This is a genomic window from Alkalihalobacterium alkalinitrilicum (assembly GCF_002019605.1).
Classification (GTDB): domain Bacteria; phylum Bacillota; class Bacilli; order Bacillales; family Bacillaceae_F; genus Alkalihalobacterium; species Alkalihalobacterium alkalinitrilicum.
In genome coordinates this window covers 3,008,193-3,021,193 of record NZ_KV917368.1, presented here as the reverse complement: position 1 = coordinate 3,021,193, position 13,001 = coordinate 3,008,193, and the positions used below count along the sequence as shown (strand labels likewise).

Sequence of the window (13,001 nt, the reverse complement as noted above, 5' to 3'; positions counted from 1 at the left end):
TGAATGTATGATGAAATTGAGTAGAAAAATGAAAGCAGATGCATTGGTCGTTGGAAGTGGACTTGCTGGGATTAAAGCGAGCAAAGAATTAGCAGATCAAGGAAATAGCGTCATCATGGTTACAAAGATGAAGGTAGCCTCAGGTTCAAGTTTTTATCCATTGAAAGCATCATTAGGAACACAAGTAACGAAAGATCAAGAAGATCATCAACTCTTTCTTGACGATATTGAAGATTTGGGAAGAGGGATGCATCAACCTGATTTAGCTGCTGTGTATGTTCAAGAAATTCAAGAAAGTGTTACCGAATACGAAGATATTGGTGTTCACGCTAAGAAGTTAGAAGGAGAGCGTAAAGCTTGCTTTGCTAATCATTCACGAGATATTTATTTATTAAGTGATTGGGATCAAATTCGTGAAAATGTTCAAACTATTTTTTCTGAGTATGAAGATTTAAAAATTCTAGAAAAATCGGTTGTTATTAAAATCATCAAAAATAGGAATACCGTTGTTGGAGCGATTCTTTTAGATGAAAACAACGAATTCGTTTTAGTTGAGTGTAAAGCAATTATTTTGGCTTCTGGTGGATTTGGAAGTATCTATAAACACAACTTAAATCCAAACGATGTGGATGGTTCTGGTCATATTCTTGCACTTGAGGTTGGCGCTCGATTGGTTAACATGGAATTTATTCAGTTTATTCCTGGTATTACAACTCCCCGATATAAAACATTATTCGGGGAGCAAACCTTAATGTATTGTGATGATATTGTTGACGATCATGGACAAAGTTTGCTTGACGCCTATCTTCCTAAAGAATTAACAAAACAAAAATGTTTGGAGATTAGAAGTACACATGGTCCTTTTACTCATACATTGGAATCGAAATATTTTGATATTGCGATGATGAAAGAAATCATTGCGACTCGAAATGAAAAAGGATTTAAGTTGTTGTTTAATAATGAGCTTTATGCTAATAAGGAAGAGTTTTATACCGTCTATTTAAACTGGTTAAAAGAAAAAAATATTCATCTTACAGATAATGAAGTTCGGATTGCGCCGTTCGCTCATGCGAGTAATGGTGGTGTGTATATCGATACGTATGGGCGAACTGGGATTGATGGTTTATATGCGATTGGAGAGCTTTCTTGTAATATTGAAGGAGCGAATAGACTTGGTGGTAACTCGACGGGAGCTTGTATGGTATTTGGAAAGCGAGCGGCGAGTGATTGTGTTGAATATATTCAAAAGAAAGATTTTTATACCATTACTGAATCTGAATTTATTAGTCAGTTAGAAGAACTGTACACCTTTAATGAAGGTGGGGAAACGGCACAAGATGTAACGCCGAAATCGGAAGCTGATCAAGCAGAATCAATTCATCATATGATTGATAAGATAAAGGAAATGATGTGGTATTCGGGAAATGTTGTCCGTTCAGAACAACAACTCATTGCAGCGATAGACGAAATTAATAAGATGAATTCGAATGTAAATCTACGGCAGTTGTTCGAACATCAAGCTTCTAGAAAGCAAGTTGTTCAGCTTCGAAATTTTATAAAGTTATCGCAACTTTTACTAAAAGCAATGCTAGAAAGAAAAGAAAGTAGAGGGGCTCATTATCGTGAAGATTACCCTCATGAGAAATCAGAATATAATAAACGCTTATACATTTCGGAAAAAGAAGGATGTATTGCCTTTCATTTTGATCATTAGAATACTTTTGAGAAACTGCTTTGACTTTAATTTATTCGAGCCAGTTAGGATCAATACAATACAAAATGACAGTTAGTTATCATTTTGTATTGTATTATTGACATCTAGTTATCAAAGTAGTATGATGAATATAGGTAAATGACCAAAGAAGATCAGGTGGATATGTGGACAGGTTAAAAAGAGGTAGGAGAAAAAATATGTTAATAGCTGTATTTGATATTGGCGGTACTTCGATAAAATATGGAGTTGCAAATAAAGAAGGACAACTATTGTTTAGTTCATCCGTGCCAACAGATGCATATTTAGGTGGAGCAGCTGTTATTCAAAAGGTAGTCTTATTATCGAAAGAGTTAATGAAAAAGTGGGATATACATGGAGTTTCCATTAGTACAGCTGGACAAATTGATTCCGATAATGGCATTGTTGTCTATGCGACCGATAACATCCCTAATTATACAGGATTAAATATTGAAGAACGTATCTATGATCAACTAAAATTACCCGTTAAAGTCGAAAATGATGTCAATTGTACAGCCATAGGTGAACATTGGCAGGGAGCTGCGCAAAATACGGATGATTTTCTCTGTATTACTTTAGGGACAGGAGTCGGTGGTGCTTTATTTTTAAATGGCCGACTATATACTGGGCAAGGCTTTTCTGCAGGGGAGATTGGTCATATGACACTTTACCCCCACGGGGAAAAATGCACATGTGGTAGTAACGGTTGTTATGAACAGTACGCTTCAAGTTCAGCACTTGAAGACCTTGTATCTAAAAAGTATGGACACGCCATAAGTTTAATTGATTTTTTTGTTCATGTAAAATCAGGAGAAACGAAAAGTATTCAGATTTATAATCAATGGATTGATGATTTAACTACAGGATTAAAAACTTTAATTCACATCATAAATCCAAAACTTATTGTTATTGGTGGAGGCATTTCAGAACAAGGAGAATTTTTGTTAAATTCCATTAAAAATTCTGTTTATCAGAAAGTGATGCCGAACCATGCTAGAAATCTAGAGATTCAATTAGCCGAATATGGAAATAAGGCAAATCTCTTAGGTGCAACAAAGAACTTCATGATGCAATTTGAAATCCTATAGGAGTGACTTAAAATTGCCAAATCAACAATTAAACAAAATGAATGGAACAAAACCATCTATTATCATGGAACAACATAAGCATACCTTCACAAAGTCAGAGAATAAGATATACGATTATATTCGTCATAATAGTCAATATGTTTTATATCATTCTTTGACTGAACTGTCAGAGGCGTGCGGGGTAGCAGAAGCCACGGTCTTGCGCTTTTTTAGAAAACTTAATTTTAAAGGTTTCCAGGACTTTAAATTTTTGTTAGCACAAGAAGTATCTGTTGTAACACGAGATGATGGGGAAGAAACATACGTCGAAAAAATTAAAAAGAATATTATTGAAGCGATTAAGGATTCGTCGGAAATGATACGTCAAGATGACTTAAAAGAAGCGATTAATATCATTGATTCCTCAAATGACATTGTGATATTTGGAATAGGATCTTCGGGTATAGCTGGGTTAGATATGCAAAATCGTTTAATGCGAATTGGTAAACAAACGAGTGTGATTACTGACTCCCACCTTCAAATTATGCGTGCTTCATCAATGAATGAAAATACAGTGGTAATTGCTATAAGTCTAACTGGAAGTACAAAGGACATTGTTGATGCAGTCCAGATTGCCAAAGAAAATCATGCAACTGTTATAGCGTTGACGAATTACGTGAAGTCTCCATTAACAAAATATGCAGATATTGTACTATTATCGTCAGCGAAAGAAAGCCCGCTTGATAGTGGGTCATTAATATCAAAGATTTCTCAACTTTATCTCATTGATTTAATCTGTACAGGTTTAACGATGAAAAACGTTGAAGACGCTAAAGCCATCAAGATGAAAATTACAGAGAATATATCAAGTAAGCTTTATTAAGTCGATTAGAAAGAGATAGAAACTAAATTTGAGTCCTAGGAGAGAGGAACAATGAATAAACAGCATGTTTTCGAGCAATTGAAAGGAGGTCTTATTGTTTCTTGCCAAGCTTTAGCTGATGAACCACTACACAGTTCATACATCATGTCTAAAATGGCAGTGGCAGCTAAACGGGGAGGAGCGGTAGGCATAAGAGCAAATAGTTATGAAGACATCGTTGAGATTAAAAAAGAAGTCAATCTTCCTGTTATCGGAATTGTAAAGAGAGATTATGACGATAGTGAGATTTATATAACACCAACGATACAAGAAGTCGAAGAAGTCGCTCGTGCAGGTGCAGAAATTGTCGCACTCGATGCTACAAATCGGATTAGGCCGAATGGAAGAATGTTAGAAGATTTTTATCAAGAAGTTAGAGAAAAATTTCCTGAGATACTCCTTATGGCAGATGTTTCTACGTATGAGGAAGGAGTATATGCAAGTGAGCTAGGGTTTGACCTTGTTGCTACGACTCTTTCTGGATATACACCCTATACAAACGGGGTAGAACTTCCGAATATCGAGCTCTTGAAAAGATTAGCTACAAAATTAGATCTTCCTGTAATGGCTGAAGGTGGCTATTGGACAACAGACGATCTAGAGTCAGCAGTTGATTCTGGAGCTTACGCTTGTATTGTAGGATCAGCGATTACGAGACCGATGGAAATTACAAAACGTTTTGTAAATAGCCTAACGAAGATTAAATCACATAATAGTATAGGAGAGGTTTAACATGAAAGGTGTTATTACTGCATTAATGGTCGCATATGACAAAGACGGAAATATCAATGAAAAAGGATTAAGAGAAATTATTCGTTATAACTTGGATGTATGTAAGGTAGATGGACTTTATGTTAATGGAAGTACGGGTGAAAACTTCATGATTTCTACGGAAGAGAAAAAAGAAATTTTCCGTATAACAAAGGATGAAGTAAAGGATCAAGTTCCATTAATTGCCCAAGTCGGTTCGGTTAATTTAAAAGAAGCAATTGAGCTCGCAAAATATGCTACAGACCTCGGGTATGATGCACTTTCTGCAGTTACTCCTTTTTACTACAAGTTTAATTTTAATGAAATTAAACATTACTATAATAGCATAATAAACGCTGTCGACAGTAAGATGATTATTTATTCAATACCTTTCTTAACAGGTGTTAATATGAGCCTGGATCAATTTGCGGAACTTTTTGAGAATGAAAAAATTATTGGTGTTAAATTTACAGCTGGTGACTTTTATTTACTAGAAAGAATGAGAAAGGCGTTTCCAGAGAAGTTAATTTATGCAGGTTTTGATGAAATGCTTCTCCCTGCTACCGTTTTAGGTATTGATGGTGCTATTGGTAGCACATTTAATGTAAATGGTCAACGGGCAAGACAAATTTTTGAACTCGCTCAACAAGGAAAAATTGATGAAGCACGAGAAGTTCAACATATTACAAATGATTTAATTACGGACATTTTAAATAATGGACTATATCAAACAATCAAAGAAATTCTAAAAGTTAAAGGTATAGACTCTGGATATTGCCGACAACCAATGGAACTACTCTCAGAAGAAAAGGTAGCTTTCGCACAAGCCATTGCCAAAAAGTATTTGTAGCATCTACTCTTTTTAAGACGTCAGTTTAAATAATAGAAAAAGCTGTGTAAGTTGGGCTGTGCTGATAAGTGGATGTAAGTTGCTTTCAAGCTAGCCCTTCTTTTTGATTTATCCCGTTTTACTAACTTCTTATGGTTAGCTTTAATGAAACAGAAGGACTGGGTGGAAGTTTGAGAAACTTATGTCTTGTAGGAAGATCTTATGAAAAAAGGCATAGACTCGGAGTTACAAGAGCTAGAAAGGAAGTTACCAATGTTGGCTACAGGCAAATCACTTTTAATTAAAGGCGGGCAAGTTTATACAGAAGACTCGATAATTGAAAATGGATATATCAAGGTTAAAGGTGGAAAGATCGTTGAAATAGGCGAATGGAAGCATCAAAAGATTGATGCAGAATATGATGTTGTTGAGGTAGCTCCCGATGACAAGATCATTCCTGGTTTTATCGATATTCATATTCATGGGGTTAATGGTGCCGATACGATGGATGCCACAAAGGACGCGCTAGAAACAATGGTAAGTTCCCTTCCGAGAGAAGGGACAACGAGCTTTTTAGCAACTACGATGACACAAAAGGTCGAAGCTATTGATCAAGCTGTAACCAATGTTGGTGAGTTAATAACAGCGGGACAAGCGTCTGGAAAAGCAGAGATCTTAGGTATTCATTTAGAAGGACCATTCATTAACGCAAAAAGAGCAGGAGCACAACCTCTCGAGCATATCATTGAGCCAGACTTGGAAACCTTTAAAAAGTGGCAACAATTATCCAAAGGAAATATTAAGCTAGTTACATTAGCTCCTGAGCAGCCTGGGGGCTTTGAGATGATTCGTTATCTCGTCGAAAATGGTATCGTCGCTTCCATAGGTCATACTGATGCTACTTATGAAGAAGTAAATTGCGCGATCCAAGCAGGCGCGCGAGGTGTTACGCATCTTTATAATCAAATGAGGGGGCTTCACCACCGGGAGCCAGGTGTAGTTGGGGCTGCTCTTTTGCACGTGGAATTAATGGCTGAAATTATTGCGGATGGAATTCATGTCAGACCAGAAATGGTAAAGCTGGCTTATAAGCATAAGGGTAATACGGGAATGATCTTAATATCCGATGCGATGAGAGCAAAATGTTTAAAAAGCGGTATTTACGATTTAGGTGGGCAAAAAGTTACTGTAAAGAATGGGGAAGCGGTCCTGCATGATGGTACACTTGCGGGGAGTATTTTAAAATTAGGTGATGCCCTTAAGAATATCGTTGCCTATACAGGTTGTACGCTCAAGGATGCGATCGAAATGGCTTCAGGTAACCCTGCCAGGTTATTAAAAATAGATGATAAAAAAGGGAGTCTAGCTGAAGGAAAAGATGCAGACATCGTTATTGTTAATAAAGATTTAGAAGTTACGATGACATTTTGCAGAGGGAAGCATGCTTTTGAGAGAGGAGGGCTTACAGAATGAAGATCATTGAAGTGAAAGATTATCAAGAAATGAGTCAAAAAGCGGCAGCATATGTAATAGAGAAAGTTCAGAAAAGCCCACGTTTGAATCTTGGACTGGCAACAGGGGGAACGCCTGTGGGGCTGTATCAACATTTAATCAACGACCATCAAAAAAACCAGACATCTTACGAGGGAATTACAACATTTAATTTAGACGAATACATTGGATTGTCTGCGGGAGATCCGAACAGTTATCGTTATTATATGAATGATAAATTATTTAATTATATTGATATAAATCAAGCGAATACGTTTATTCCTAATGGAGATGTTAATGATCCACAAAAAGAAGCATCTGCATATGAAAAATTGATTGAAAACCATGGAGGTATTGATCTTCAAATTCTAGGTATCGGTAGTAATGGCCATATTGGCTTTAATGAACCTGGAACTTCGTTTCAATCAACCACTCATATTGTGGATTTAACTGAAACAACAAGAAAAGCGAATGCTCGTTTTTTTGATAGCCTAGAAGCAGTTCCAAAAAGGGCGATTACGATGGGGATTGGAACGATTATGAAAAGTAAAGAAATTCTTTTGCTTATTTCGGGTGAAAGTAAAAGTGAAGCTTTCTATAAATTATTACATGGTGAAGTAAGTGAAAACTTTCCTGCATCCGTATTAAAACAGCATCCTGCTGTGACCATCATTGCTGATCAAGCCGCAAGTATCAAAGTAAACGTACTTCAATAATAGGGTGACTCAAAAGTGAGGTTAGGAGCGAAGAGCTCAGACGCTTTTGAGTCACCTTTTTTAATCACGACAACTGGCAGTAGCACCACTCTGTGAGTAGTTCTACTACTTTTTCATATCTGCTTGATCAACATTAAGTTCAATTAAGTTACCATCTGGATCGGCGCAAAAAATTTGTGCGAAGCCACTTACGCTCTTTGGTTTTTCTAAAATTTCAATCTGATGCAGTTTCAACCAGTCCAATGTGTGAGTATAGTTGGCGACTCTAATGGCAAAATGGCCTTCTCTGCTATTTAAACTTTGATCTTTTCTAATGGTTTGAGAATTAGGTAGAACGATGAGATGAAGCTGTTGACCGTTTGCTACTTCATACCAAGCGCCTGGAAAGTCAAAAGCAGGCCGTTCAATTTCTTTTAAGCCTAAAATGTTGCTGTAAAAATCTTTAGCTTGATCTAAGTTCGTAACCGTTAAACTAACATGGTGGATTCCTTTGTAGGTAATCAAATAACTCAACTCCTAAAAAATCTAACTCATTAAGCATAACATAGTAAAGGGGTAGATGGAAAAAGTGGAGTTTCAAAGGGACTGAGTATGTGCTTTATAAAAATAAATTAATTAAAAGTAAAATAAGGTGCCCATATCACATAACTTTGGGCACCTTATTTTTGCTTTGGTATTTACTATTGCTTTAATAAATGTAAACAAAAGTCCCAATCGGATTGTAAATGCTGTTTCATTAGTTGTTCTGCCCGATCTCCGTCATGAGCACGAATTGCCTCGTAAATTTCTTGATGTTCATCAATAAGAAACGGTCGTTTGTGAAGGACAACGGTTTTACGGAAAAGATAAATAATAGACTGCATTCGATCAATAATATCAATCATGACTGGATTATTACTGGCTTGAACGATCAGATCGTGAAATTCTTTGTTTGCCTTCATCGTTTCTTCCACCGACCCCGTTTTTGCGGTAGACACGCAGTTCTCTAATTTTTGTAAGGTTTCCTCAGTCATATAAGATGAGGCACATCGACAGGCAAAGCCTTCTAATAACATTCTAATTTGAAAAATATGGCGGAGGTCCGACTCTGTTGGCGTAATTACTTTCTTTTGTTTAATTAATCCTTCTTGCTCCAACTTACGAATAGACTCCCGAATAGGCGTCCTACTCATCCCTAATTCAAGAGCTAATTTTTCCTCTACTAATTTGGTTCCACTTGAAAGTTCACCATTTAATATTTTATCACGTATAAATTCATATGCCTGAATAGAAGCTGTTGTTTGTTTGGTCACTTTGATTCGACTGCTGCTAACCCTGCTAATTGCAACAGCCTATCCTCCTTTTTATAAAGTTCGAAATGTCCTTAGGGAATAAGTTTTTTTCCATTTTTGTTTTGGCCCTAAGAGGACGAACTCATTACTTTCGGTCTCTACTTAAAGTATAGATGGAATGACGTACATTTAAAAGTATAAAAAATGTATACAATTTTAATATTATTGTATACAAAAATGAACAAATTGTGTACAATAAACTCAGGTCATGAAAACGCTTTATAACATACGAGGAGGAAATACACATGAAATTAGGCTTTATCGGACTTGGCATAATGGGTAAGCCAATGGCTTTTAACTTATTAAAAAATGGTTATGAAGTTACAGTATTTGATATAAATGAAACAGCGGTAAAGGAAATGATGGAACAAGGTGCTAAAGCAGCACAATGTCCAAAGGAAGTTGCACAAAATAGTGAAGTAATTATTACGATGCTTCCAAAGTCTGAGCATGTCAAAAGTGTTGTTTTGGATGAGAACGGTGTCATTGAGGGCGCAAGTGAAGGAACGATCGTTATAGATATGAGTTCCATTACACCAGTAGCTTCTAAGGAAATAGCAGCAAAGTTAGCTGAACGTGGAATGCATATGCTAGATGCTCCAGTAAGTGGCGGAGAACCTAAAGCAATTGACGGAACACTTTCGATTATGGTTGGAGGAAAAGAGCATATTTTTGAAAAAGTACAGCCCATTTTAACTTCAGTAGGAAAAGATATTGTGCTAGTTGGTGATCATGGTTGTGGTACTACAGCTAAACTAGCTAATCAAATTATTGTTAATGTCAATATTGCCGCAATGTCAGAAGCTCTTGTTCTTGCTGCTAAGGCTGGAATTGATGTTGAGAAGATGTATCAAGCCATCCGAGGAGGATTAGCTGGAAGTGCTGTTTTAGATGCTAAGGTTCCGATGATTTTAGAGCGTAACTTCCAAGCGGGTGGACGTATAGACATTAACTTAAAAGACCTAACGAACGTTATGGACACAGCACATGAAATTGGAGTACCGTTACCACTATCAAGTCAAGTGTTAGAAATGTTCCATGCATTACAGGTGGATGGAAAGCAAGCAGATGATCACGGTGGTTTAGTCCAATACTATGAAAAATTAGCTAAAACAGAAGTAAGAAAAGGGTGAGATAAATGACAATAAATGAGAGAAACGTTGACGAAGTCCTTACTTCTTATCAACCAATTAATAAAGAAGAATTGACGAAGTTATGGAATGAAGTTCGACCTTCTTTTCAACATAAAGTCATAGTTTTAGACGATGATCCGACTGGTGTACAAACGGTTCATAGTGTAAGCGTCTATACGGATTGGACAAAAGAAACGATTGAAAAAGGGTTTCAAGAAGAAAACCAAATCTTTTTTATTTTAACGAACTCAAGAGCCTTTTCAGCAAAGGAAACGGAAGAGGTTCACCGAGATATTGCCATGAGAGTGGAGCAAGTTGCTCAAGCTATGAATAAACCGTACCTCATCATTAGTAGAGGAGACTCTACATTACGTGGGCACTATCCATTAGAGACAGAGGTCATGAAAGAAACGATAGAACGTCACGCGAATGTAAAAATGGACGGCGAAATTTTATTACCTTTTTTTAAACAGGGAGGACGCCTGACGGTAGATAATATTCATTATGTTCAATACGGTGAAAAGTTAGTCCCAGCAGGTGAAACCGAATTTGCTAAAGATCGAACTTTTGGATATAAAGCTAGTCATCTTGGTGAATGGATTGAAGAGAAAACAAACGGTACTTACACGAAAGAGGATGTCACTTATATTTCATTAGAAAGTATTCGTAAGCTAGACATAGAGGGAATTACGGAGCAATTAATGAATGTTTCTGGATTTAATAAAGTTGTGGTGAATGCATTGGAAGACGATGATGTGATGGTCTTTTCCATTGCGCTTACACTTGCTATGAATAAAGGAAAGCGCTTCTTGTTCCGCACAGCTGCTACTTTTACGAAAGTAATTGGTGGAATTTCTTCACGCCCATTATTAAAAAGAGATGACTTAATTGAAGAGAATTTAAGTAACGGTGGACTCATTATCGTTGGCTCCCATGTTCAAAAAACAACCGCACAACTTCAAGCATTACAAACTGTCAACTCGTTGCATTTTATCGAATTTGATTGTCACCTTGTTTTAAACAAAGACGCTTTTCAGCAAGAAGTGGATCGCGTTCGAAAAGAAGCAGAAGAGAAGGTGTCCAATGGAGTTACGACTGTTATCTTCACGAAGCGTGAGCGGCTTGATTTAGGAGAAGGCATGAAGGAAGAAGAACTTAAATTATCAGTGGAAATCTCAGAAGCAGTTACAAGCATCGTTCGAAATTTCGAAGTAAGACCGAATTATATTATCGCTAAAGGTGGAATTACCTCTAGTGATGTAGGGACAAAAGGATTATGCGTAAAAAGAGCGATAGTTGCAGGCCAAATTGCTCCAGGAATTCCAGTCTGGAAAACAGGTGAGGAGAGTACCTTCCCGTATATTCCATATGTAGTATTCCCAGGGAATGTAGGTGCAGATACAACGTTAAAAGAGGTTGTAATAGAACTAGAAGAAATAAAAGGTTAATTATATGAGAGGAGAATTTTAAATTATGGTGACAGGAAACTTATTAATTGTCATTTTTATCTTATCGTTAGCAGCACTATTTTTCTTAATTTTAAAAATGAAACTTGAGCCATTCCTCGCATTAATTGCTGTAGCTTTAGGAACAGCAGTTGTAATTGGAATTCCATTAAATGAAGTGCCTGGAATAGTAGCAGGTGGATTTGGTAACACCTTAGTAGGTGTTGGTATATTGATTGGTTTGGGAGTTATTTTCGGAACATTTTTAGCGGCTTCGGGTGCAATCGAAAAGATTGCTCAAGCAGTTTTAAAAGCTTTCGGAAAGGAAAAATCACCTGCAGGTTTAGCGATTACAGGTACAGCTGTATCTATTCCAGTATTCTTTGATGCAGCATTCGTTATTTTAAGTGGTTTAATTAAAAGCTTATCTAAGAAAACAGGCATTTCAATTGTATCGTTTGTTACCGCTTTAGGTGTTGGTTTAATCGTTTCACATAGTATGATCGCACCAACGCCAGGACCGTTAATTGTAGCAGAGAACACACAATCAGATTTAGGGTTATTCATTTTATACGGTATTATTTGTGCCATTCCAGCAACATTAGTCGGTGGATATTTGTATGGGATGTTTATTGGGAAAAGATTTAACCACTCTGGTGAGATTGAAGAAGAGGTTGTAACTTCAGAATTTACACCGAAAAAAGAAATTAGTACTAGTTTATCGTTATGGATGTTAGCTTTACCAATTCTATTAATTTTATTAAACACATTTTCAAAATTATTGTTCCCAGATACAACATTATCATTAGTGTTAGGGTTTATCGGAGATAAAAACGTAGCGTTATTTATCAGTGTTATTGTTGCCATTATTGTATTAACGCCTTATATCAATAAGTCTAAGCAAACTCTTTATACAGAAGCGATTAACTCTGCAGGAATTATTTTATTAATTACTGGTGCAGGTGGAGCGTTTGGGGCTGTAATTAACCAAAGTGGAATTGGTGATCATTTAATTACGACGATGCAAAGTTGGAGCATCCCAGTTCTATTACTAGCCTTTATTTTCTCGCAAATTTTACGTGCTTCATTAGGTTCTGCGACGGTAGCACTTGTAACAACTTCTAGTATTTTAGGACCGCTTGCAATTGATTTAGGTGTGACTCCAATTTTATTAGGTCTTGCGATTTGTGCGGGTGCAATCGGTTTATCATTACCAAATGACTCAGGCTTCTGGGTAGTTAATAAATTTGGTAAATTAACGATCCCACAAACATTGAAAGCATGGACAGTAGGTGGATTTATCGCTGGACTAACAGCGCTTACAACTGTTTATATTTTAAGCTTATTCTCTGGAATTTTACCAGGACTATAAAGTTTAGTGGGGGTTTTCTTTCATCCCCACTGAATGTTAGTTAAACCAATCGGGTTGTTTACTGAGGCCCACAGGATGTGGGTCACACAGACGTTGCCACAGGACGTGGCGACCTTAGTCTGTGTTCAAACCGTCTCCCATTTAGTCTTTCTTGTTACCTCAAAGTCTTGAAGTGGGAGTCTTAGCGCCAGTTAAACGGGATAAAACTCAAGA

At 36.8% G+C, this 13,001-nt stretch carries 12 protein-coding genes; 10 read left to right on the top strand and 2 right to left on the bottom strand.

Going from position 1 to position 13,001, the window contains the following annotated elements; translation table 11 throughout:
* Window positions 1–10: 10 nt before the first annotated feature.
* From BK574_RS14480 to nagB, 7 genes are all read left to right on the top strand, one after another.
* Window positions 11–1,714 (top strand): FAD-binding protein, encoded by a 1,704-nt coding sequence (locus tag BK574_RS14480; protein WP_238458025.1) that lies wholly within the window; start codon window positions 11–13, stop codon window positions 1,712–1,714.
* A gap of 197 nt (window positions 1,715–1,911) precedes the next feature.
* On the top strand, window positions 1,912–2,820 hold the full coding sequence (locus BK574_RS14475; RefSeq protein ID WP_078429099.1) for an ROK family protein: 909 nt from the start codon (window positions 1,912–1,914) through the stop codon (window positions 2,818–2,820).
* Window positions 2,821–2,833: 13 nt separating this feature from the next.
* Complete coding sequence (locus BK574_RS14470) at window positions 2,834–3,682, top strand: MurR/RpiR family transcriptional regulator (RefSeq protein WP_338020598.1); 849 nt, start codon at window positions 2,834–2,836, stop codon at window positions 3,680–3,682.
* 51 nt (window positions 3,683–3,733) lie between these two features.
* A complete protein-coding gene (locus tag BK574_RS14465; protein ID WP_078429098.1) occupies window positions 3,734–4,453 on the top strand; it encodes an N-acetylmannosamine-6-phosphate 2-epimerase in 720 nt (239 codons plus the stop codon).
* Between the two features lies 1 nt (window position 4,454).
* Window positions 4,455–5,321 carry an N-acetylneuraminate lyase gene (locus BK574_RS14460; RefSeq protein WP_078429097.1) on the top strand — a complete coding sequence of 289 codons (867 nt, stop codon included), beginning with the start codon at window positions 4,455–4,457 and terminating at the stop codon, window positions 5,319–5,321.
* 252 nt (window positions 5,322–5,573) lie between these two features.
* Window positions 5,574–6,773, top strand: a complete 1,200-nt coding sequence (gene nagA / locus BK574_RS14455; RefSeq protein ID WP_078430875.1) for an N-acetylglucosamine-6-phosphate deacetylase — start codon at window positions 5,574–5,576, stop codon at window positions 6,771–6,773.
* Window positions 6,770–7,507, top strand: coding sequence for a glucosamine-6-phosphate deaminase (nagB, locus tag BK574_RS14450; protein WP_078429096.1), 738 nt, complete (start codon window positions 6,770–6,772; stop codon window positions 7,505–7,507). Before nagA ends, nagB begins: the two co-directional genes overlap by 4 nt.
* A gap of 105 nt (window positions 7,508–7,612) precedes the next feature.
* On the opposite strand, the gene BK574_RS14445 is transcribed toward nagB, so the two are convergent.
* Window positions 7,613–8,011 carry a VOC family protein gene (locus BK574_RS14445; RefSeq protein WP_075388162.1) on the bottom strand — a complete coding sequence of 133 codons (399 nt, stop codon included), beginning with the start codon at window positions 8,009–8,011 and terminating at the stop codon, window positions 7,613–7,615.
* 176 nt (window positions 8,012–8,187) lie between these two features.
* A complete protein-coding gene (locus tag BK574_RS14440) occupies window positions 8,188–8,799 on the bottom strand; it encodes a GntR family transcriptional regulator (RefSeq protein ID WP_075388161.1) in 612 nt (203 codons plus the stop codon).
* A 284-nt stretch (window positions 8,800–9,083) separates the two neighbouring features.
* Here BK574_RS14440 and garR point away from each other — a divergent pair, with 284 nt between their 5' ends.
* From garR to BK574_RS14425, 3 genes are read left to right on the top strand one after another with little or no spacing between them, the layout of a single operon-like run.
* Window positions 9,084–9,971, top strand: a complete 888-nt coding sequence (gene garR, locus BK574_RS14435; protein ID WP_078429095.1) for a 2-hydroxy-3-oxopropionate reductase — start codon at window positions 9,084–9,086, stop codon at window positions 9,969–9,971.
* Window positions 9,972–9,976: 5 nt separating this feature from the next.
* Window positions 9,977–11,419 carry a four-carbon acid sugar kinase family protein gene (locus BK574_RS14430; RefSeq protein WP_078429094.1) on the top strand — a complete coding sequence of 481 codons (1,443 nt, stop codon included), beginning with the start codon at window positions 9,977–9,979 and terminating at the stop codon, window positions 11,417–11,419.
* A gap of 25 nt (window positions 11,420–11,444) precedes the next feature.
* Complete coding sequence (locus BK574_RS14425; protein WP_075388158.1) at window positions 11,445–12,788, top strand: GntP family permease; 1,344 nt, start codon at window positions 11,445–11,447, stop codon at window positions 12,786–12,788.
* Window positions 12,789–13,001: the final 213 nt, after the last annotated feature.